Origin of the sequence: Pelagibius sp. (genome assembly GCF_965249265.1) — a bacterium.
Taxonomy (GTDB): Bacteria; Pseudomonadota; Alphaproteobacteria; order Kiloniellales; family Kiloniellaceae; genus Pelagibius.
On the sequence record NZ_OZ252224.1, the window covers coordinates 1,638,231 to 1,660,126 of the forward strand.

Here is a 21,896-nt window from a genome sequence, read left to right on the forward strand (position 1 = left end):
ATGAAGTTGAGGCGGGTTCTCTACTGGACTGCCGCCGTGACTGCCGGCGTGTTTGTCGCCGGCTATGCCGCCCTTTCGTCGCTGCAGTTCGATGACCTGACCCGCCTGATCCAGGCGGAGGTCAAGAAGGCGACGGGCCGCGATCTGGTGGTAGCAGGGCCCGCCGATCTGGAGATCTCCCTCAGTCCCTCCGTCAATCTCCAGGACCTTAGCTTCGCCAATGCCGCCTGGGGCAGCCGGGCCGAGATGGTGACCGTCCGTCAGCTTGAGGTCGAAGTCGAGTTGCTGGCGCTGTTGACCGGCAACATCGTCATCAACCGTTTGGTTTTGGTTGAGCCGGACATCCTGTTGGAGACCTCTGCAGACGGCCTCGGCAACTGGGAGTTCGGCGCCCCTGATGGGTCGGACGCCACGGCGGAAGCGGCCGATGAAGACGGCGGCCGAGGCGGTGGCTCCGGGGCTCTTTCGGATGTGAACGACTTCGCCATCCGCGGCGGCCGTTTGGTCGTCAAGGGGATAGCGGGCGAGGAGACAACGCGCCTGGATCTAACGGAGGCGACAGGCAGCGCTCCCGCCGGCAGCAGTTCACGCAGTCTGACCCTGACCGGCAGCTATAACGACAATCCCTTTCGGGTCGAGGGCACCTTCGGCAGTCTGCGCGACATCCTTTCCGGTGAGGCGAGCCCGATCGATCTCGCCATCGACGCGGGAGGGGCCAGGGCAACGGTAGAGGGCAGCGCCGGCGATCTGACAGGATCTGCAGCCGCCGAACTCGCGGTTACCGCCGAAGGCGACAGCCTTGCCGGTTTCTCGGGCTTCGTGGGCAACACGCTGCCGGACCTGGGGCCCTATAAGCTCTCAAGCGACATCAGTATTGCCGGACAAAGTGTTGATTTTTCGGGATTAGCGATGCTGCTTGGGGGCAGTGATCTGGCTGGGGCAGGCAGCCTGGACCTGGCCGGAGAGCGGCCCAAGGTGACGGCGAAGCTTGCTTCCAGGACCCTGGACCTGTCGGATTTCTCGTCATCCGGGCCGGGAGATTCAGAGGGCCCTTCAGCCCCGGCAGACAGCGCGGCGGATCAGGCGGCGGGCCCGGGCGGCCGCATCTTTTCCAGAGAGCCTCTGCCCCTTGAGGCCCTGGCGGCATTTGATGGCGCGTTGACCCTGGGCGCTGCAGAGCTGCGCGTGACGCCGCGGCTTTTCCTGAACGACGTCGAACTGACCGCCCAGCTTACCAACGGCAACCTGAAGGTCGACCCGATGCAGGGGCGGCTGGCGGGTGGGTTGTTGAGCGGCTCTGCAGGTCTTGACGCCGGCACGGCGCCTGCCGCGCTGGATATCGACCTCAAGGGTGAGGGCATGGACTTCGGCAGCCTGTTGCAGGCGGCGGAGGTCAGTGACCAGGTCGGCGGCGAGTTGGCGTTGGATGTCGTCCTTAGCGGGCGGGGGCAGTCCGCCCACGCCTTGGCCGCCGGGCTGGACGGTCACGTTCAGGCGGTCTCAGAGGACGGCACCATCGACAATGCGCTGCTTGGATTCTTCAGCGCCGGGCTCAGCGACATCACCGGTCCGCTATTCGGCACCTCGGATCGTGCCAATCTGAACTGCATCGTCGGCCGCTTCGACATTGCGGGCGGGCAGGCCGAGAGCCGCGCACTGGTTTTGGACACCGGGACCTTCGCCATTGCCGGTCAGGGCGGTATTGATCTTGAGGCCGAGCGCGTCAGTCTCTCGTTCGACACGGAAACCAGCGAGCCGAGCCTTGCCAGCCTGGCGGTGCCCTTTAAGGTCTTTGGTCCGATGGAGGATCCGAGCATCGTGCCCGATCCCATCGGGGCCGCCGCCAATGTGGTTGGCACTGTTGGCACCGTTGCTGAAACTGGTGGCAACATCGTCGGTGGGGTTGTCGACACCCTCGGCGGTCTGGTCGGCACCGGGCCGATAATCGGCCGGATCGGCAGTGACGAGACTCTCTGCGGCGAAGCCCTGGCTGCGGTCGGCCTGGCTGAGACAACACCGCCTTCCTCTGACTCCGAGGTCAAGCCGGCCGATGGCGGACCGAAGCCGGCCTCGAAAGGTCTGGTCGAGGATGCCGGCGATGCCGCCAAGGAACTCGGGCGCGACTTGAAAGAGGGCATTAAGGGCTTGTTCGGGAACTGATTTACCGGCTTTTCTCATGCAGAAGATGAAGCGTTTCTACAAGGCCGCGACAGCGGGCTTAACCGACGGCGGCTATGGCGTCCTGCTGGACGGCCGTCCCGTTAAAACCCCGGCCAAGGCCGCTCTTGCCGTTGCCTCCCAGGCGCTGGCCGAGGCCATCGCCGAAGAGTGGCAGGGCCAGGACGATGAGATCGACACGGCCAGCATGTCGATCAACAACCTGACCTGCACGGCTATCGATATCGTCGGTCCGCAGCGTCAACGGATCGTCGACGACTTGATCGACTATGGCGGCCACGATCTGATCTGCTATTGGAGTGACGAGACGGGCGATCTGCTGAACCGTCAACAACAGCTATGGCAACCGCTGCTGGACTGGTCGGCGCAAAGCCTTGCCGCACCGCTGTCGAAGACCTGCGGTGTGATCTCCCAAGATCAGCCGCCGGCGAGCCTCGCTGCCTTGCGGGACGCGGTTGAAGTCCATGACACGCTGGCGCTGACGGGGCTGACCACGGCTGCGCAGGCGGCCGGTTCGCTGATCATCGGCCTTGCCTTGTCCCATGGCCGGCTGGACGCCGAAGAGGCCCATAGGCTCTCACAGCTTGACGAACTCTATCAGGCGGAACGTTGGGGCGAAGATGCTGAGGCCGCTGCCCGGCGTGAGCACTTGCGGCAGGAAATGCTCGCCGCCGCCCGTTTCCTCGAACTGGTTCGCCAGGGCGGCGCGGCGTAAGGTCTCAGACGCTGCGTGTTGCCGGCGGTTCCTGCGCGCCCTGCTGCATGACATCCGCCAGAATGCCATAGGTCTTGGCCCAGGCCGCTTCGACGGCCGGGGTGTACGTGTCCTGCAGTCCCTGCTGGAGGGTCCACAACAGAGCGTTGGCGACGCTCTCGTAATGGTTGGGCTGGATGCCATAGGCGTGGTGACGCTGACCCATGACCTTTACCGCCGGCACCAGTTTGTCGAGTTTTTCCAGGCTGGCGACCGCGGTCTTCAGCACCGCCATGAGCTTGCGGCCCTGTTCGGTCATGTCGCCCTTGAAGAGCGGTTTGGTGCTGGGGTCGATCTCGAAGAGCCTGCCGTAAAACAGGGCTGCGGCATCGTCGGCAATCGGCTCCACCGCGGCAAAGGTATCCTGCACCAGTCTGATTTCTGAGGGGCTGAGCGGGCCGTCGGCGGCGGACGCGCTCGGCGTCGGCGCTGCCGCCGGTTCAGGTCGCTCGGAGGCGGATGCCGGCGGCGCTGGTTCCGGCTTCTGTTCTGGTGCTGCGGCCTTCGGTGCCGGGGCTTTCGGCTCGGCAGCGCCTTGTCCCGCCTTGGCCTGCTTGCGCTCCGATTCCGTGTTCAGGCTGGAAAGCTTGTTGATCCTTTGGGTCAGGCTCTCGACGATCTCGCCGATCTGGTTGGTCGCCTTGCTGGTCTGCCCGGCGAGCTGCTTCACCTCACCCGCGACGACGGCAAAGCCCTTGCCGGCCTCGCCGGCGCGTGCCGCCTCGATGGTGGCGTTCAGCGCCAGCAGATTGGTTTGCTTGGCAATCGCCTCGATCTGGCCGGCCATATTGGCGACATTCCCGACTTCATCGCGCAGCGCCTCGATCTGCTCGGCAATGCCGCCGGCGGAGGCCTTGTCGGCAGATTCGGGTTTTTGACTTATGGTGGCGGCGGTGCTGGCGTCTTTGGCTGGCATGTACTGTCCTGCGGGCACTGTTGAGGTTCTGGGTAGGCTGTCCTAGAGCCTTGTATCCGGCCGCCGTTAATAATCGACTAATTATAATCATAATGCTCATTTTCGAGCTTTTGCCGGGTCGAATGCCGGGAAAGCCGGCCGGGTGGTGCTTGCCCCGGTCCCGTGCTATCAGCTTTTGCGAATTCTTCCACTTGTGGATCGATCAGCGACGATGGCGGCCCGGGATCGGGCGAGGGGACGGCAAAGGCGATGCAGGAAATCCTTCAGCAGCTTCAGGTCAAGCGCGACGAGGCGGCCGTGGGCGGCGGCCAGCGGCGTATCGACGCCCAACATGCCAAGGGCAAGCTCACGGCGCGTGAGCGGCTGAAGATCCTGCTCGATGAGGGCTCCTTCGAAGAATGGGATATGTTCGTCGAGCACCGCTGCAAGGACTTCGGCATGGAAAGCCAGACCGTCGCCGGGGACGGCGTGGTGACCGGTCACGGCACAATCAACGGCCGTCTGGTCTTCGTTTTCAGCCAGGACTTCACGGTCTTCGGCGGCTCCCTGTCGGAGGCCCATGCCGAGAAGATCTGCAAGGTAATGGATAAAGCGCTGCAGGTCGGGGCGCCGGTGATCGGGATCAATGATTCCGGGGGCGCCCGCATCCAGGAGGGGGTTGCCTCTCTCGCCGGCTATGCCGAGGTCTTCCAGCGCAACGTCCTGGCATCCGGCGTGGTGCCGCAGATTTCGATGATCATGGGCCCCTGTGCAGGTGGCGCGGTTTACTCGCCGGCGATGACCGACTTCATCTTCATGGTGAAGGACAGTTCTTACATGTTCGTCACCGGCCCCGATGTGGTGAAGACGGTGACTCATGAAGAGGTTTCCGCCGAGGCGCTGGGCGGTGCGACCACCCATACCACCAAGTCGGGTGTTGCCGATCTGGCCTTTGAAAACGATGTCGAGGCCTTGCTGGAGCTGCGGCGCTTTGCCGACTTCCTGCCCGCCTCCAACCGGGAGGCCCCGCCCTGGCGCCCCAGCGACGATCCCGCGGATCGCGAGGAAGCCTCGCTCGACAGCCTCGTGCCCGCCGATCCCAGCAAACCCTACGACATGAAAGAGCTGATCGAGAAAGTCGTCGACGAGGGCGAGTTCTTCGAACTGCAACCGACCTATGCGGGCAATATCCTCACCGGCTTTGGGCGGATGGAGGGCCAGACCGTGGGTTTCGTCGCCAATCAGCCGATGGTGCTGGCCGGCTGCCTGGACATTGCTTCGTCGATCAAGGCGGCGCGTTTCGTGCGCTTCTGCGATTGCTTTAACATTCCCATCGTCACTTTCGTCGACGTGCCGGGGTTCCTGCCCGGCACCTCCCAGGAATTCGGCGGCATCATCAAGCACGGCGCCAAGCTGCTGTTCGCCTATGCCGAGGCGACCGTGCCCAAGGTCACGGTGATCACCCGCAAGGCCTATGGCGGCGCCTACGACGTTATGGCCTCCAAGCACCTGCGCGGCGATGTGAACTACGCCTGGCCGACGGCTGAGATTGCTGTGATGGGCCCCAAGGGGGCCGTGGAGATCATCTTCCGCGGCGACATCGGCGATGAAGAGAAGATTGCCGCGCGGACCGAGGAATACCGTCAAAAGTTCGCCAACCCCTTTGTCGCTGCATCGCGCGGTTTCATCGACGATGTGATCATGCCGCACGGCACCCGTCGGCGGCTCTGCCGGGCGCTTGCCATGCTGCGCGACAAGCAGTTGGAAAACCCCTGGAAGAAGCACGACAACCTGCCGCTTTAGGTTTGGTTCCGGCGGTGCCCGCCCGCAGCGCACCCGGCTGCGTTGGATGAAGTCGCCGCGACTTCAGAGGAGAGACGCTTCGTGAAGCTCTATGCAGATTCGTCTTCAGGAAACTGCTATAAAGTACAATTATTATTGAATTTTCTGGGTCAGCCCTATGACCTGGAGGAAATCAACGTCCTCTCGGGGGACACGCGTCAGCCTGCGTTTTTGGCCAAGAATCCCAACGGCCGCATTCCTCTGCTGGAACTGGACGACGGGACCCACCTGCCGGAATCCAATGCCATTCTCTTTTACCTCGCCGAGGGTACATCTTTCCTGCCGACGGACCGCCTCCAGCGGGCGCGGGTGCTGCAGTGGATGTTCTTTGAACAATACAGCCACGAGCCTTACATCGCCGTGCTGCGGTTCTGGAAGCAATACGCGGGCAAGACACAAGCCGATGAGCCGGGCTGGGCCGAGCGCGAAGCCAAGGGCTATGCCGCGCTGGATGTGATGGACCGGGAACTGGCGCAGGGCCCCTGGTTTGTCGGAGAGACGCCCAGCATCGCCGACATCGCGCTCTACGCCTATACCCACGTCGCCGATCACGGCGGTTTCGATCTGTCTTCCTACGGGTCGATAAACGGCTGGCTGGAACGGATGGCGGGCCTGCCGGGCTACATTCCCATCGCACCGCCGCCTGAGCGCCGCTAAGGGCCCCCGAGTGCGGCCAGGGGGCCAGAGCAGGGGAAGCGGATTGCCAAGTAAGCGGCAAAGCAAGTACACAAGCAGAGGTTCATAAAACAGCAAAACAACAAGGTGTCGTCTGGGTGGATTTCGGGCCGGGGGTAGGACCGAACCTTAGGAAGCCGACGCGATAGGGGCGGATGTTCAAGAAAATCCTCATTGCCAACCGCGGCGAGATTGCCTGCCGCATCATCAAGACCTGCAAGCGGATGGGCATCCGGACGGTCGCTGTCTATTCCGCCGCGGATGCCGATGCCCTGCATGTTCGCCAGGCGGATGAGGCCGTGGCCATCGGTCCGGCGGCTGCGGCCGAAAGCTATCTGGTGATGGAGAAGATCATCGCCGCGGCGAAGCAGACCGGGGCCGAGGCGGTACATCCCGGTTTCGGCTTCCTGTCGGAGAACGCCGCTTTCGTCGAGGCGCTGGAGGCCGCCGGGCTGGTCTTCATCGGCCCGCCGGTGAAAGCCATCGGCGCCATGGGCGATAAGATCACCTCCAAGAAGCTGGCGGCGGCGGCCAAGGTCAGCACCGTGCCCGGCCATCCCGATGCCATCGAGGACGAGGAAGAGGCGGTAAGGGTCGCCGGAGACATCGGCTATCCCGTGATGATCAAGGCTTCCGCCGGCGGGGGCGGCAAAGGCATGCGGGTTGCGGCCAACGAAGCCGAGGCCCGTGAAGGCCTGCGCTCCGCCCGCAACGAGGCCCGCTCCAGCTTCGGCGACGAGCGGGTCTTCATTGAGAAGTTCATCGAACAGCCGCGCCACATTGAGATCCAGGTCCTGGCCGACGCCCACGGCAAGACCCTGCATCTGGGCGAGCGCGAGTGCTCGATCCAGCGCCGCCACCAGAAGGTCGTGGAGGAGGCGCCGTCGCCCTTCCTCGATGCCGAGACCCGGGCTGCGATGGGGGCCGAGGCGGTGGCCCTCGCGGCGGCGGTGGATTATCGCTCCGCAGGGACGGTGGAGTTCATTGTCGATAAGAACAAGAACTTCTATTTTCTTGAAATGAATACGAGAATTCAGGTCGAACATCCGGTGACGGAATTGATCACCGGTCTCGATCTGGTGGAATGGATGATCCGCATCGCCGCTGGGGAGCCGCTGTCTTTTGGTCAGGATGACGTAACCCTGGACGGCTGGGCGGTGGAGACCCGGGTCTATGCCGAGGACCCCCTGCGCGACTTCATGCCCTCCATCGGCCGTCTGGTGCGTTACCGGGAACCTCCGGCGCCGGAAGAGCCCGGCATCACCGTGCGGGTCGACACCGGCGTGACCGAGGGGTCGGAAATCTCGATGTTCTACGATCCTATGATTGCCAAGCTGGTCACCCACGGGCCCGACCGCGCCGCTGCCATCGCCGCGATGCAGGTGGCTCTGGATGCCTATCTGGTGCGCGGTATCAGCCACAACGTCGCTTTTCTGGCCTCGGTGATGGCCAACCCGCGGTTCCGCGACGGCGATATCTCGACGAACTTCATCGCTGAAGAGTTTCCGGACGGTTTTCAGGGCGCTCCGGCCGCGCCGGACACCCGGGACGCGCTGATCGGCGTTGCCGCGGTTCTGCGGCACCGCAGGGCCGGACAGGAGGCAGCCATCTCCGGCCAGATGGATGGCGTGCCCGACTTCGATCCCTCCAAGCCGGCAGACTGGGTGGTAATGCTCGGTGCGGAGCCGCATCCGTGCCGGGTGGTTCCCGTCGACGGCGCCTACCGTGTCACCAACGGCGAGGCTGCCCTGCTGATCGAGACCGACGCCCGGCCGGGCGATCTCGTCGTTCCCTGTTTCATTGACGGAAGGGCGGTAACGGTTCAGACCGAGCGGCGCGGACCGGCGCTGCGGCTCGGCCATGCCGGGACCTCTCTGGAGGTTCTGGTGATGACGCCGCAGGTGGCGGCGCTCGCCGAGCAGATGCCGGTGAAGGAGCCGCCCGATCTCTCGCGTTTCCTGCTGTCGCCCATGCCGGGTCTGCTGATGTCCCTGGCCGTGGAGGAAGGGCAGGCGGTGAAGGCCGGGCAGGAACTGGCGGTGGTCGAGGCCATGAAGATGGAAAACATCCTGCGGGCCGCCCGCGACGGCAAGGTCGCCAAGGTCCACGCCGGTCCCGGGGAAAGCCTGGCCGTCGATCAGGCGATCCTCGAATTCGACTAGTCCGGATTAAACCTCCAGACCATGGATCAGCTTGAGCGCCCGACGGAACTGACCTGGGACGAAAGGCGGTCCTGGTTCGAGGACCTGGAAGCCGGCCATGCGGTAGCAGGCGCCCCGGCGCCGAGCGAGCAGGCCTGCGCCCTGATGATCGATCTTCAGGCGGTGTTCTGCAGCGGCGCCTGGGCCGCCGCCGTGATCCTGGCCTATGCGATTGCCGAGGCCCAGGGCAGCCGGCGCGGGGCCTGTCCCGCCGGCGTCGCCGAACAGGACTGGAAGTGGCTGCGCGGCTTGCGGAACCGGCTGGTCCATGAAAATCCGGGCAAGGCAGCCTTTACCGTCGAAGACCAGTGGACGCGACGGGCGCTGTGGGAGGAGCGGGCCCGCCGGTCCATCGTGACAGCCTTTGCCGCACTTTACCCGGAGCCAACCGGAAGCGGCGGTGAGGCGAAGGAGAGACTGTGACCAAGGCGCTGCATGTCGTGATTTCCGGCCGCGTCCAGGGCGTTTGGTTCCGCGGCTGGACACGCCAAACGGCGGCGTCTTTCGGCCTGGACGGCTGGGTGCGCAATCGGCGCGACGGGTCTGTCGAGGCGGTATTCTCCGGCGATGCGGAAAAGGTGGATGCCATGCTTCAGGCCTGTTCCCAGGGACCGCAAATGGCCCGCGTGACCGCAGTGGAAAGTTGCGTGTATGATGGTCAGGTTGATCCTGGGTTTGTTGTTAAGACAACAACTTGAAGGGTATTTCTTAAAGTGCACCTGAGGATGCGGAGAGGGACGAGTGGACAAGGCCGGCTGCTGATTGCCGCCTTGCTGCTGTCCCTGCTGCTGCCCGCGCCCTCGGCCCTGGCCGATGCCGAGGGCGATCCGGACGCGCTGATCGAAACGGCCCTGAAGCCCTGGACCGGCGATCTCGCCGGTATCAAGAAGCGCGGCTTCCTGCGCATGGCGATCCCGCACAATCCGCTTTTCCTTGCCTATGACGGCGAAGCGCGGATCGGCGTGGCTGCGGAGATCGAGCGGGAGCTCGAGGCCTATCTGCGCAAAAAGCTGAAGCAGCGCATCGACGTGATCCTGATGCCTCTGGCGCGTGACCGCCTGTTGCCGGCGGTGGTCGAGGGGCAGGCCGACATCGCCGCCGCCAACCTGACGATCACGCCGGAACGCGCCGACAGCGTCGCTTTCTCAAAGCCGACACGCAAAGGCGTCGCCGAAATCATCGTTTCCGGCCCGGCAGCGGGTGATATCGCCAGCTTTGATGATCTGGCCGAAGTCGGCCTGCATCTGCGCCGCTCCAGCAGCTACTACGGTCATGTGCAGGCCCTGAACGCGGCGCGCGAAGCAGAGGGCAAACGGGCGATACCGCTCGTCGAGGTCGATGAGGTGCTGGAAGATTACGACCTGCTGGAGATGGTGCAGGCCGGCATCATTGAAGCGATCCCGGTCGACGACCATAAGGCGGCCCTCTGGGCGCAGGTTTTCGACAGAACCGTGTTGCATGGCGGCTTGGTACTGGCCGAGGGTAGGCAGATCGCCTGGGCTTTGCGTAAGGAATCGCCGGAGCTGATGACGCTGATCAACGGCTTCGTCGCCACCATTCGCAAGGGCTCACTGCTGGGCAATATCCTGGACAAACGCTATCTGCAATCATCCGACTGGGTCGAGCGGGTCGACTCCCGTGAGGCCCGGGCACGGGCCCTGGAGGTGGCGGCGCTGATCCGCGACTACGCCGGGCAGTACGACTTCGATTGGATCATGATCCTCGCCCAGGGATTTCAGGAGTCCGGCCTCGATCAGTCGAAGCGCAGCCCGGCCGGGGCTATCGGCATCATGCAACTGCTGCCGACGACGGCCCGGGATCCGAATGTCGCGATCCCCGACATCACCAAGGCGGAGAACAATGTCCACGCAGGCGTTAAGTACCTGCGTTTTCTGAGGGACCGTTACTTCTCGGGCGAGGAGATCGCCCCGCTGGACCGGGTGCTGTTTTCCTTTGCCGCTTATAACGCGGGGCCGGGCAACCTTGCCCGGGCGCGCAAGAGGGCCGGGAAGATGGGGCTGAATCCCGATGTCTGGTTCGGCAATGTGGAGATCGCCGCGGGCAAGGCGATCAGCCGCGAACCCGTTATCTACGTCCGCAACATCTTCAAATACTCGGTGGCCTACGCCCTCAGCACCGAGATCGCGGAATCACGCCGGGCCATCTTCAGCAGTCAATAGGTCCCGCAACAGGAACCGGGCGCCGCTGCCTTCATCTATCATTTCCATAATTCTAGAAATATCGTTGACTCCTCGGGTTGGATCGCTTAGCCTTTCGGCATGGAATTGAATCAGGCTGCCCGTTGTCTTGAGAAGCTCGGTAATCCGATCCGGCTGGAGGTCTTCCGCCTTCTGGTTCGGGCCGGGCCCGAAGGGCTTCCCGTCGGCGAAATCCAGGAGCATTTGGAGGTGCCCGCCTCGACCCTCTCGCATCATGTCGCGCATCTGGTGAATGCGGGCCTGGTGACCCAGGAGCGTCAGGGGCGGCAACTGATTTGCCGGCCGGATTTCTCGTTGATGGACGGTCTGATTGATTTCCTGACCGCCGAATGCTGCATGCTGGTGGACAAACCGGCAGAGAAAGAGGGGCGGCGCGAGGCCGGCTGAGCCGGAGAGCTGGCGCCCTTTTTTTGCTCAAATAGTTCGATGATCCCGGAAGGGTCGAAGGTAATTCTTGAAAGGACAGATCCCATGGCAAGCCTGGTTTCCGCGATGTCCGGTGCGGTTTTTGGTCAGGACGGCCTGATCCGCCGTGTTGATCGGGTCTGGCTGGCGTTGATACTGCTCTTCGCCGCTCTGGCGCTGGCTGTGCCCGCCCAGGCACTGGACAGCCTGGCGTTCATGGTTGATGCCTTTCTCTGGCTGCTGCCTTTCCTTCTGTTGTCTGTGGCTCTGGCTGCCTGGCTGAAGGCGGCGGGGGCAGACAGCCTGATCGCCGGCGTCGCCAGTCGTGCCGCGCCGACGGCAATCGTCATTGCTTCCCTGGCCGGCGCCATCTCGCCGTTCTGTTCCTGCGGGGTGGTTCCCTTGATGGCGGCGCTGCTGCTCGCCCGTGTTCCCTTGGCGCCGGTCCTCGCTTTCTGCGTTGCCTCGCCGTTGATGGATCCGGAGCAGTTCATTCTGATGGCGGCGACCCTGGGCCTGCCCTTTACCCTGGCGAAGACGGTGGCGGCGATGGGGCTGGGCCTTGCCGCAGGCTTCACAACGCTGGCTCTGCAGCGCGCCGGTTTCTTCGCCGAGCCTTTGAAGGCGGCGATCGGCTGCGGCGGTTGCGGCAGCCCCAGCCTGCCGGAGGGCAGCCTGCGCTGGGCCTTCTGGGATGAAGCGCCGCGTCGTCGGGCCTTTGTCGCCGAGGCGCGTTCGACGGCACTGTTCCTCAGCAAGTGGCTGCTGTTGGCTTTCGCCCTGGAGAGCCTGATGGTGGCCTGGGTCCCTGCCAGCCTTGTCGCCAGCACCCTGGGTGGCGACGGCTGGCAGGCGATCCCCCTGGCTGTGGTGGTCGGCGTGCCGGCCTATCTGAACGGCTTTGCGGCGATCCCGCTGATCGGTGAGTTGATGGCGATGGGCATGGCGCCGGGCGCCGCTCTCACCTTCCTCATCGCCGGTGGCGTGACCAGTCTGCCGGCCGCCATGGCGGTCTTCGCGGTGGTGCGCCGTGCCGTCTTTTTCTGGTATCTCGCCGTGGCGCTGCTGGGATCGCTGGTTGTCGGTGTCGCCGTTCAGACGGCTTTGTCGGTGACCGGCTTGACGTTCTGAAGCGGCCTACCGGGCTGATCCGGCAGACTGGGTTGAGCGGGGCCAAAGAGCTCCTCGACGTTGCCGAGCAGGGCGGCGTCGAGGTCGGCCATACCGACCGGCAGGCCGAGATCGACCAGCGAGGTGACGCCATGTTCGGCGATGCCGCAGGGCACGATGCCGCTGAAGTGGTCCAGGTTCGGCTCCACGTTGATGGCGAGGCCGTGGTAGGTGACCCAGCGGCGGATGCGCACGCCGATGGCCGCGATCTTGTCTTCGCGCGGCCCTAACGGCCCGCTGCCGCGTGCGACCCAGATGCCGACGCGGCCGTCGCGCCGCTCCCCGGTCACCGAAAAGCGGGCCAGGCTGCGGATGATCCATTCTTCCAGATCATGGACGAAACGGCGCAGGTCGGGCCCGCGGCGTTTCAGGTCCAGCATCACGTAGACGACGCGCTGGCCGGGCCCGTGGTAGGTGAACTCGCCGCCGCGCCCTGTCTCGAACACCGGAAAGCGGTCGGGCTCCAGCAGGTCTTCGCGTCGCGACGAGGTTCCGGCTGTGTAGAGCGGCGGATGCTCGACCAGCCAGATCAGTTCCGCCGCGCCCGCGTCGCGGATCGCCGCGACGCGCCGCTCCATAAACGCCACGGCGTCGGGATAGGCGGTCAGGCCCGGCTCCACCCGCCACTCGAGGGGAGGCTGCACCGGGGCTGCCGGCGGGATCGTCGCTTGCGCATCCATGATTGCAGAAGATAGCCGCTAGCGCCGGAAATACCATCAGTTTCCGCGTCTCCGCACCGCCCGCCCGGCTGCCCCAAGACACTTGCGCTCGGGCGCGGCGGCGGTCATCTTCTGAGCGTTGCCGGGGGCCGCGCTGCGCGGCTGCCGGGCTTAGGGTCGACAAGCAAGAAAAACGATATGGGGGACGGTATGGCAAAGGATCTTCGCGAGGCGGCCTTGGCCTATCACCGTCACCCGAAGCCCGGCAAGCTGGAGATCTCAGCCACCAAACCCCTCAGCACCCAGCGCGATCTTGCTTTGGCTTATTCGCCCGGGGTCGCTGCCGCCTGCGAAGCCATCGCGGAAGACCCGGCCGAAGCCTCGTCGCTGACGGCCCGCGGCAACCTGGTGGGTGTGGTCACCAACGGCACCGCGGTTCTGGGTCTGGGCGCCATCGGGCCGCTTGCCTCCAAGCCGGTGATGGAGGGCAAGGCGGTCCTCTTCAAGAAGTTCGCCGGTATTGATGTTTTCGATATCGAACTGGACGCCCTGGACCCGGATCGTTTCATCGATGTGGTTGCGGCGCTGGAGCCGACCTTCGGCGGCATCAATCTGGAGGACATCAAGGCGCCGGAGTGCTTCGTGATCGAGGCCGCGCTGCGCGAGCGCATGAACATTCCGGTGTTTCATGACGATCAGCACGGTACGGCGATTATCGTTGCCGCGGCGATCTACAACGGCCTGCGCCTGGTCGGCAAGGATATCGGCGAGGTTAAGCTGGTAACTTCCGGCGCCGGCGCCGCGGCTTTGGCCTGCCTCAACCAGTTAGTCTCTCTCGGCGTGAAGCGCGAGAACATCTGGGTCACCGACATCGTCGGCGTGGTTTATGAGGGGCGTGAAGAGCAGATGGATCAGTGGAAGTCCATCTATGCCCAGCCCACCGATGCCCGCAGCCTTGGTGACGTGATCGCCGGCGCCGATGTGTTCATGGGGCTTTCCGCGCCCGGCGTTCTGAAGCCGGAAATGGTGAAGCAGATGGCCGACAAGCCGATCATCATGGCGCTGGCCAATCCGACCCCGGAGATCATGCCGGAGGAAGCGCGGGAGGCGAGGCCCGATGCGATCATCGCCACCGGCCGTTCCGACTTTCCAAATCAGGTGAACAACGTTCTCTGCTTTCCCTATATCTTTCGCGGCGCTCTCGACGTCGGCGCGACGACCATCAATGAGGAGATGAAGCTGGCCTGCGTCAAGGCCATCGCCGATCTCGCCATGAAGGAGCAGAGTGATGTGGTCGCCAAGGCCATGGGCGGGGAAGAACGCAGTTTCGGGCCCGATTACCTGATCCCCAGCCCCTTCGATCCGCGGCTGATCCTGGAGATCGCCCCGGCGGTGGCGCGCGCGGCCATGGACAGCGGTGTGGCGATGCGGCCGATCGAGGACTTCGAGGCCTACTGTCAGAACCTGCAGCGTTTCGTCTTCCGCTCCGGCCTGATTATGAAGCCGATCTTCCAGCGCGCGAAGGAGAACCCCAAGCGGGTGATCTATGCCGAGGGCGAGGACGAGCGGGTGCTGCGCGCAGTACAGGTCGTCATCGATGAAGGGCTGGCTCAGCCGATCCTGGTCGGGCGGCCCGAAGTGGTCGAAGTGCGCGCCAAGCGCCTCGGCCTGCGCATCCGTCCGGGCGAGGATGTGCCGCTGATCAATCCGCAGGACGATCCACGCTTCCGCACCTACTGGCAGACCTATCACGCCTTGATGGAGCGCAAGGGCGTGTCGCCGGAGGCGGCAAGGGAGATCGTGCGAACCCGCTCCACGGTCATCGCCGCTTTGGCGGTGAAGCTCGGCGATGCGGATGCGATGATCTGTGGAACCACCGGACGCTACAAACGACACCTCGATCATGTCGGCGGTGTACTCGGCCGCTCCGAAGAGGTTCACGATTTCTCCGCCATCAGCCTGGTCATTCTACCGAGCGGGTCCTTCTTCATCGTCGACACCTATGTGACGCCCGATCCGACCGCCGAGGAACTGGCGGAGATGACCGTTCTGGCGTCTCATCATGTCCGCCGTTTTGGACTTCAGCCGAAAGTGGCGCTGCTCTCGCACTCCAACTTCGGCTCCGCCGATACGGCCTCGGCAAAGAAGATGAGGGAAGCGCTTGCGATCCTGCATCGCAAGTACCCCGATCTTGAAGTCGAGGGCGAAATGCATGCGGACTCGGCTTTGTCGGAGGCCATCCGCGAGCGCGTGTTCCCCAACTCCAAAATGGCCGGCACCGCCAACCTGCTGGTCATGCCGACGCTGGATGCCGCGAACATCGCCTTTAATATGGTGAAGGCCTTGGGTGAAGGCCTCTCGGTCGGACCCATTCTCATCGGCACCGCTGCGCCGGCCCATGTGCTCACCCCCTCGGTCACCGCTCGTGGTATTGTGAACATGAGCGCGATCGCAGTTGCCGACGCACAGGATCGTTCGACACAAGAATAGGGCCGCCCATGGCAGAGACGCCGCCCGAACGCGACGACAGCGACCCCTGGCTGCCGGAAGTGCAGCCCGACAGCTACGGCATTTCCGCAGAGCTTGTCCGTGCCGTTTCCGAGGCGCTCGAAGCCGAAGATGCTGCCGAGGTGCGGCGCATTGCCGTTGATCTGCACGAAGCCGATCTGGCCGACCTGCTTGAGAATCTGGACCGAGACGATCGCCCGCAGTTGATCAGGATTCTGCAGGATGACTTCGACCTGGAGGTCCTGACGCACCTCGATACCTCTTTGCGGGAAGAGCTCATCGAGACGATGGAGCCGCGCCAGTTGGCGGACTCCCTGTCGGATCTGGACAGCGATGATGCCGTTGACATTGTCGAGGACCTCGACGAAGAGGCACGGCGTGAGGTTCTCGAAGCCCTGCCGCAGGCCGAACGCCTGGCGCTGGAGGAAAGCCTCAGCTTCCCCGAAGATTCCGCCGGCCGCATCATGCAGCGCGAGCTTCTGGCCGTGCCCTCCGCCTGGACGGTCGGACAGACCATCGACTACATGCGCTCCGCCAAGGATCTGCCGGACGACTTCTATGATCTCTATATCGTCGATCCGAAGCACCAGCCGATCGGTTTCGTCCCTCTCAGCCGCGCCATGCGGACAAAGCGCCCGGTTCCCCTGACCGAAATCATGACCGACGATATGAAGGTCGTGCCCATCGAGATGGATCAGGAAGAGGTCGCCTATCTGTTCCGCCAATACGGTCTGGTATCGGCGCCGGTCGTGGATGCTGCCGGACGCCTGGTCGGTGTGGTGACGGTCGATGACGTGGTCCACATCATCGATGAAGAGGCCGAGGAGGACCTGCTGAAGCTCGCCGGTGTGCAGGAGACCGATCTTTACAGTGCGGTGCTGGACACCACGCGGTCGCGTTTTTCCTGGCTGTTGATCAATCTTTTCACCGCTGTCGCCGCTTCCGTCGTGATCGCCGTTTTCGAGGACACGATCGATCGGATTGTCGCCTTGGCGGTGCTGATGCCCATTGTGGCTTCGATGGGCGGGAATGCCGGTACCCAGACCTTGACGGTGGCGGTCCGCGCCTTGGCGATGCGTGACCTGTCAGCCGGCAATGCCTGGCGCTTCGTCGGCAAGGAGGTGCTGGTCGGCCTGGCCAACGGCCTCATGTTCGCCATCCTGGCCGGTGCCCTGGCCTGGTTCTGGTTCGATGCACCGATGATCGGGGTGATCATCGGCGCGGCCATGGTGATCAACCTCGTGGTTGCGGCGCTCTCCGGCGCACTGGTGCCGCTCGGCCTGGAAAAGCTGGGCGTCGATCCGGCGGTCGCTTCCAGCGTCTTGCTCACCACGGTCACCGACGTGATCGGGTTTTTCGCCTTTCTCGGCCTGGCGACCCTGTTTCTCGCCTGAAACAGGAAAGGGATGGCCCCTTACGACGCAGCCGGCGCGATCAGTTGTCTCTGACCCGCTTAAATCTTCTGTTGGCGTAGGGGTCAGGGTTGACCGTCTCCAGGCTCTCTTTGAGTTCCTCGACATCAAGGGACTCGACATAGGCCTCGCGTTCCTCGCGCGCCGCCCTTTCGGCGGCCGTCTCACAGGCCGCGGTCAGACCCATCACCGCCAGGGCCAGGGAAATCCCAGTGATCTTCGCAAATCGCGTCATGTCTTTCGGTCCACACCATCCAGGGGGCCGGCTCTCCGGCAACTCCGTCCTCTCGGGGCCGTTCTTCCGGCGCCGCCAAACTCGGGTTGGGAGCAATATCGCTCTTCAAGGGGGGGCTTCGCAAGTCGCCAGAGACGGCTATGGTACGAGACACAGTAGGGCGGATCGCCGCCGTCCGCGATACGGGTATCAACCAGGGGGGCTTTCCGCAATGACCGGCCTAGCGCCATCAGACACAGACTTTGCCGAGCGGGTGCGCGGCAGTTTTGCCCGCCAGAGCATCATGGACCTGCTGGGCGCGCGGCTGACCAGGGTCGAGCCGGGGGAGGTGGAGATCGAGCTGCCGTTCCGCCCTGACCTCTGCCAGCAGCACGGCTTTTTTCACGCCGGGGTCACCAGCACCATCGCCGATTCCGCCGGCGGCTACGCCGGATTCAGCCTGTTTCCCGCCGACGCTTCAGTGCTGACGGTAGAGTTCAAGATGAACCTGCTGGCGCCGGCCGATGGGGATCTGCTGCGCGCTACCGGCCGGGTCATCAAACCCGGCCGCACCCTGACCGTGACCGAGGCCGAGGTGGTTGTGGTCAAGGACGGCGGCGTCAAGACCTGCGCCCATATGTTGCAGACCCTGATGTGCCTGCAGGGCCGCAGCGACATGTCGCAGGCGGGCTAACCTGGCGGATCTGGCTGGCCATTGATCCTTTCGGGTCACGGCCCGGCGGCCTAAAGTAGTATTTGAACGGAAACCAGATCGGCGAACCCCAAGATGATTCCCAACCAGCTTCCCGGCCTCAACTTCGATCTCGGCGAAACGGCCGACATGCTGCGCGATACGGTGATGAGCTTCGCCTCGGAGGAAATCGCGCCACTGGCTGAGGAAATCGACCGCACCGATTCCTTTCCGCGCCAGCTCTGGCCCAAGATGGGTGCCCTTGGTCTGCACGGCATGACGGTGGAGGAGGAGTACGGCGGCGCCGGTATGGGATACCTGGAGCACTGCGTTGCCATGGAGGAGGTGAGCCGTGCGTCGGCTTCCGTCGGGCTCAGCTACGGCGCCCATTCCAACCTCTGCATCAATCAGATCCGCCGCAACGGAACCGATGACCAAAAGAGCCGCTACCTGCCCAAGCTGGTTTCCGGCGAGCACGTCGGCGCTCTGGCGATGAGCGAGCCCGGCGCCGGCTCCGACGTGGTCGGCATGCGCACCCGCGCCGACAAGAAAGGCGACCGCTATGTGCTGAACGGCAACAAGATGTGGATCACCAACTGCGACGAGGCCGATACCCTGGTGATCTACGCCAAGACGGACCCGGACGCAGGACCCAAGGGCATTACCGCCTTTCTGGTGGAGAAGGACTTCAAAGGATTCTCCATTGCCCAGAAACTCGACAAGCTGGGTATGCGCGGGTCGCCCACCGGTGAATTGGTCTTCGAGGATTGCGAGGTGCCGGAGGAGAACGTGCTGGGCGCGCTTGGCAAGGGCGTCAACGTCCTGATGAGCGGTCTGGACTACGAACGTGTCGTGCTGGCTGCCGGGCCGACCGGTATCATGCAGTCCTGCATGGATCTGGTGGTGCCCTACATCCACGAGCGCAAACAGTTCGGCCAGGCCATTGGCGAGTTCCAACTGATGCAGGGTAAGATCGCCGACATGTACACCACGATGAATGCGGCCAAAGCCTACGTCTATGCGGTCGCCAAGGCCTGCGACCGCGGAGAGACGACCCGCAAGGATGCCGCCGGGGCGATACTCTATGCAGCGGAGAAAGCCACCTGGATGGCCTTGGAGACGATCCAGACCCTGGGCGGCAACGGTTACATCAATGAGTATCCGGCCGGAAGACTGCTGCGGGATGCCAAGCTCTATGAGATCGGGGCGGGCACCAGCGAAATTCGCCGTATGCTGATCGGCCGCGAGTTGTTCAACGAAACCAAGTAGGCCTTCAGCGGCCAATCGTGGCGACAGGGGCGCTGATGCCGCCCGCGGGCGACCGTCGGTGCGCCTTTGGTTTCCTTGTAAACACGCCTGAAACTAGTGGTAATGATTAGGAAGCTCTGTGGGAGGGCGGGCGAATCTCGCCAAAAAGGGATTACCCCTTCGGGTGTTGTTTCATCCGGCCAAGTGATGTTCTCTAGGGTTTGAGGAGAAAGCGATGGCCCTGGCGATGAAACCGGCCTGCGAGCGTTGCGAGAACGGACTCGCGATGGATGGGGAAGTCTATATCTGCAGCTACGAATGCACTTTCTGCCCGACCTGCGCAAAAGCCTTGGCATCGCTTTGCCCGAACTGTGGCGGGGAATTGGTCGCAAGGCCGCGGCGCGATGCCGGACCGATGTTTGCGTAACGACGCAGATGCTGCGGATCCAATCCTTTTGAGTTCTTTTGGGAGAGCAGTTTGCCGACAGTATTGATTACCGGTGCCAATCGTGGTCTCGGCTTGGAGTTTGTGCGCAGTTTCGCGGCCGAGGGTTGGCGAGTCCACGCCTGCGCGCGCAACGTCGAGAAGGCCAAGAGCGTAAAGGCGCTGGAGGGCGATGTCGTCTGCCACAAGCTGGATGTCACCAATGGACTGAAAGTCGCCAGCCTGGCGCGCAGCCTTGCCGAAGAGCCCCTGGACCTGCTGATCAACAATGCCGGGATCTACGGTTCCCGCGCCGACTTCGGCGAAACCGATTTCGACGACTGGGCGACGACGTTGAGCGTCAACACCCTGGCGCCTCTGCGCATGGCAGAGCGTTTCGTCGGCATGCTCGAAAAGGGCGAGAGAAAGACCATCGTCAATATTTCGAGCCGTATGGGCTCCATCGCCTCAACGGGCACCGGCGGGTCCTATGCCTATCGCAGTTCCAAAGCGGCTTTGAACATGGTCACCAAGGGGCTCTCCGCTGACCTCGGCCCGAAAGGGTTCACGGTTGTCTCCTTTCACCCCGGATGGGTTCAGACCGACATGGGTGGCGAGGAAGCGGACATTCCCTCCGATGAATCCATCGTCGGCATGCGCAAGGTCATTGCCGGGCTGACCACCGAGGACAACGGCAAATTCTTCAACTACGATGGCAGCGAAATCGACTGGTGAGGCGAAGGCTGGGAAACAGGGCCGGGAAACAGGAGATGACGGCATTTCATCTGGCGCAGATCAACGTTGGCCGACTGATCGCACCGATCGACGACCCCGCGATTGCCGGCTTTGTCGAGCGTCTGGAAGATATCAATGCTCTTGCCGAACGGAGTCGCGGTTTCGTCTGGCGGCTGCAGAGCGAAAGCGGCAATGCCACCGACATTCAGACGTCGCCGGATCCGCAATTCATCGTCAACATGTCGGTGTGGCGGGACTTAGAGTCACTCTTCGCCTATGTCTACAAATCCAGCCACACTCAGGTGATGGCGCAGCGGCGCCGATGGTTCGAGAAGCCCGGCGGCGCCTTTATGGCGCTGTGGTGGCTGCCGGCCGGCACCATTCCCAGCATTGAGGCCGGACTGCAGCGGGTCGCCTTGCTCGACCGCTGCGGGCCGACGCCAGAGGCTTTTGTCTTCAAGACGGCTTTTGACGCTGCGGGGCAGCCGATGGATCGTGCGGCGCTGGTGCGGACGGCCGAACCATGCTTCTGAACGAAGAGCAAAGCCTGATCCGCGATACAGCGCGCCAGTTCGCACACGAACAGTTGGCGCCGCAGGCGGCCGCCTGGGACCGCGAGGCCCGCTTTCCCAAGGAGGCCGTTGCGGCTATGGGCGAGCTCGGCCTCATGGGCATGCTGGTGTCGCCGGAATGGGACGGCGCCGGGACGGACCATGTTTCCTACGCGCTGGCCCTGATGGAGGTCGCGGCGGGTGATGGCTCCTGCTCCACCATCATGTCGGTGCACAACTCCGTCGGCTGTATGCCGATTGCAAAGTTCGGCTCCGGCGAACAGAAGGAGCGGTTTCTCAAACCCATGGCGCGAGGCGAGAAGCTCGGCGCCTTCTGCCTGACGGAACCGCAGGCCGGCTCCGATGCGGCGGCGATCAAGACGCGGGCCGAGCGCGACGGCAACCATTATGTGTTGAACGGCGTGAAACAGTTCATAACCTCCGGTGAGACCGCCGATGTTGCCGTTGTCTTTGCCGTCACCGATCCGGAAAAGGGCAAACGCGGTATCTCGGCCTTCATCGTGCCGACGCGAACTGACGGCTATCGTGTCGCCTCGGTCGAGAAGAAACTGGGCCAGAAGGCCTCCGACACTTGCCAGATCGTCTTCGAGGATTGCCGGCTCACGCCCGACCTGCTGTTGGGGGAAGAGGGCGACGGCTACAGGATCGCTTTGGCCAATCTCGAAGGCGGCCGGATCGGCATTGCCGCACAGTCGGTCGGCATGGCGCGGGCCGCTTATGAGGCGGCGCTGGCCTATGCCAAGGACCGTCAGACCTTCGGCAAGGCGCTTGTCGATCATCAGGCTGTCGCTTTTCGCCTGGCCGACATGGCGACGCAGATTCACGCTGCCGAACTCATGGTTCTGGAAGCGGCTGCCCTGCGCGATGCGGGACGGCCCTGCCTGAAGGAGGCGGCCATGGCCAAGCTTCAGGCCTCTGAGATGGCGGAGAAAGTCTGTTCCGACGCCATCCAGATTCACGGTGGCTACGGCTACCTCGCCGACTTTCCCGTCGAGCGCATCTACCGCGATGTGCGGGTCTGCCAGATCTACGAAGGCACCTCCGACATCCAGCGCCTCATCATCGCCCGCCAGATCGCCGCCGATTGAACGGAG

Annotated in this window: 21 protein-coding genes and 1 pseudogene; 18 read left to right on the top strand and 4 right to left on the bottom strand. The window is 63.7% G+C overall.

Annotated elements, in window-relative coordinates:
- Positions 1-2,160: an AsmA family protein gene (locus ACP146_RS07895; RefSeq protein ID WP_422366215.1), complete on the top strand. Its 2,160-nt coding sequence runs from the start codon at positions 1-3 to the stop codon at positions 2,158-2,160.
- Between the two features lie 16 nt (positions 2,161-2,176).
- A complete protein-coding gene (locus ACP146_RS07900) occupies positions 2,177-2,893 on the top strand; it encodes an ATP12 family chaperone protein (RefSeq protein ID WP_422366216.1) in 717 nt (238 codons plus the stop codon).
- 4 nt (positions 2,894-2,897) lie between these two features.
- Here the strand turns inward: ACP146_RS07900 and ACP146_RS07905 are convergent, their stop codons facing one another.
- Together ACP146_RS07905 and ACP146_RS07910 are read right to left on the bottom strand one after the other, a co-directional pair.
- The gene (locus tag ACP146_RS07905) at positions 2,898-3,302 is read right to left on the bottom strand and encodes a globin family protein (protein ID WP_422369628.1); all 405 of its coding nucleotides are present in this window, start codon (positions 3,300-3,302) and stop codon (positions 2,898-2,900) included.
- Between the two features lie 222 nt (positions 3,303-3,524).
- Positions 3,525-3,848: pseudogene (locus ACP146_RS07910) on the bottom strand (methyl-accepting chemotaxis protein); the annotation flags it as partial.
- 249 nt (positions 3,849-4,097) lie between these two features.
- On the opposite strand from ACP146_RS07910, the gene ACP146_RS07915 reads away from it, so the two are divergent.
- From ACP146_RS07915 to ACP146_RS07950, 8 genes are all read left to right on the top strand, one after another.
- Positions 4,098-5,630 carry an acyl-CoA carboxylase subunit beta gene (locus ACP146_RS07915; protein ID WP_422366217.1) on the top strand — a complete coding sequence of 511 codons (1,533 nt, stop codon included), beginning with the start codon at positions 4,098-4,100 and terminating at the stop codon, positions 5,628-5,630.
- 81 nt (positions 5,631-5,711) lie between these two features.
- On the top strand, positions 5,712-6,326 hold the full coding sequence (locus ACP146_RS07920) for a glutathione S-transferase family protein (RefSeq protein WP_422366218.1): 615 nt from the start codon (positions 5,712-5,714) through the stop codon (positions 6,324-6,326).
- A 173-nt stretch (positions 6,327-6,499) separates the two neighbouring features.
- A complete protein-coding gene (locus ACP146_RS07925; RefSeq protein ID WP_422366219.1) occupies positions 6,500-8,506 on the top strand; it encodes an acetyl-CoA carboxylase biotin carboxylase subunit in 2,007 nt (668 codons plus the stop codon).
- Between the two features lie 21 nt (positions 8,507-8,527).
- A complete protein-coding gene (locus ACP146_RS07930; RefSeq protein ID WP_422366220.1) occupies positions 8,528-8,968 on the top strand; it encodes a hypothetical protein in 441 nt (146 codons plus the stop codon).
- Positions 8,965-9,243 carry an acylphosphatase gene (locus tag ACP146_RS07935; protein WP_422366221.1) on the top strand — a complete coding sequence of 93 codons (279 nt, stop codon included), beginning with the start codon at positions 8,965-8,967 and terminating at the stop codon, positions 9,241-9,243. The genes ACP146_RS07930 and ACP146_RS07935 overlap by 4 nt, the downstream gene beginning before the upstream one ends.
- Before the next feature lie 27 nt (positions 9,244-9,270).
- Positions 9,271-10,725, top strand: a complete 1,455-nt coding sequence (locus ACP146_RS07940; protein ID WP_422366222.1) for a transglycosylase SLT domain-containing protein — start codon at positions 9,271-9,273, stop codon at positions 10,723-10,725.
- 99 nt (positions 10,726-10,824) lie between these two features.
- Positions 10,825-11,151, top strand: a complete 327-nt coding sequence (locus tag ACP146_RS07945; RefSeq protein WP_422366223.1) for an ArsR/SmtB family transcription factor — start codon at positions 10,825-10,827, stop codon at positions 11,149-11,151.
- An 84-nt stretch (positions 11,152-11,235) separates the two neighbouring features.
- Complete coding sequence (locus tag ACP146_RS07950; RefSeq protein WP_422366224.1) at positions 11,236-12,300, top strand: permease; 1,065 nt, start codon at positions 11,236-11,238, stop codon at positions 12,298-12,300.
- Here the strand turns inward: ACP146_RS07950 and lipB are convergent.
- Positions 12,264-13,019 carry a lipoyl(octanoyl) transferase LipB gene (gene lipB / locus ACP146_RS07955; protein ID WP_422366225.1) on the bottom strand — a complete coding sequence of 252 codons (756 nt, stop codon included), beginning with the start codon at positions 13,017-13,019 and terminating at the stop codon, positions 12,264-12,266. The genes ACP146_RS07950 and lipB overlap by 37 nt on opposite strands.
- Before the next feature lie 189 nt (positions 13,020-13,208).
- On the opposite strand from lipB, the gene ACP146_RS07960 reads away from it, so the two are divergent.
- Both ACP146_RS07960 and mgtE read left to right on the top strand, forming a co-directional pair.
- On the top strand, positions 13,209-15,488 hold the full coding sequence (locus ACP146_RS07960; RefSeq protein ID WP_422366226.1) for an NADP-dependent malic enzyme: 2,280 nt from the start codon (positions 13,209-13,211) through the stop codon (positions 15,486-15,488).
- A gap of 8 nt (positions 15,489-15,496) precedes the next feature.
- Entirely contained in the window at positions 15,497-16,900 is a 1,404-nt protein-coding gene (gene mgtE / locus ACP146_RS07965; protein WP_422366227.1) for a magnesium transporter, read from the top strand.
- Positions 16,901-16,940: 40 nt separating this feature from the next.
- On the opposite strand, the gene ACP146_RS07970 is transcribed toward mgtE, so the two are convergent.
- The gene (locus ACP146_RS07970; RefSeq protein ID WP_422366228.1) at positions 16,941-17,153 is read right to left on the bottom strand and encodes a hypothetical protein; all 213 of its coding nucleotides are present in this window, start codon (positions 17,151-17,153) and stop codon (positions 16,941-16,943) included.
- A 211-nt stretch (positions 17,154-17,364) separates the two neighbouring features.
- Between ACP146_RS07970 and ACP146_RS07975 the strand changes: the two genes are divergently transcribed.
- From ACP146_RS07975 to ACP146_RS08000, 6 genes are all read left to right on the top strand, one after another.
- Positions 17,365-17,826 (top strand): PaaI family thioesterase, encoded by a 462-nt coding sequence (locus ACP146_RS07975; RefSeq protein WP_422366229.1) that lies wholly within the window; start codon positions 17,365-17,367, stop codon positions 17,824-17,826.
- A 93-nt stretch (positions 17,827-17,919) separates the two neighbouring features.
- Positions 17,920-19,092, top strand: a complete 1,173-nt coding sequence (locus ACP146_RS07980; RefSeq protein ID WP_422366230.1) for an isovaleryl-CoA dehydrogenase — start codon at positions 17,920-17,922, stop codon at positions 19,090-19,092.
- Between the two features lie 226 nt (positions 19,093-19,318).
- On the top strand, positions 19,319-19,498 hold the full coding sequence (locus ACP146_RS07985; protein WP_422369629.1) for a DUF1272 domain-containing protein: 180 nt from the start codon (positions 19,319-19,321) through the stop codon (positions 19,496-19,498).
- A 51-nt stretch (positions 19,499-19,549) separates the two neighbouring features.
- On the top strand, positions 19,550-20,230 hold the full coding sequence (locus ACP146_RS07990; protein WP_422366231.1) for an SDR family oxidoreductase: 681 nt from the start codon (positions 19,550-19,552) through the stop codon (positions 20,228-20,230).
- Positions 20,231-20,265: 35 nt separating this feature from the next.
- Positions 20,266-20,763 (top strand): DUF3291 domain-containing protein, encoded by a 498-nt coding sequence (locus ACP146_RS07995; RefSeq protein ID WP_422366232.1) that lies wholly within the window; start codon positions 20,266-20,268, stop codon positions 20,761-20,763.
- Positions 20,754-21,890, top strand: a complete 1,137-nt coding sequence (locus ACP146_RS08000; protein ID WP_422366233.1) for an acyl-CoA dehydrogenase family protein — start codon at positions 20,754-20,756, stop codon at positions 21,888-21,890. Before ACP146_RS07995 ends, ACP146_RS08000 begins: the two co-directional genes overlap by 10 nt.
- The last annotated feature ends 6 nt before the right edge of the window (positions 21,891-21,896 follow it).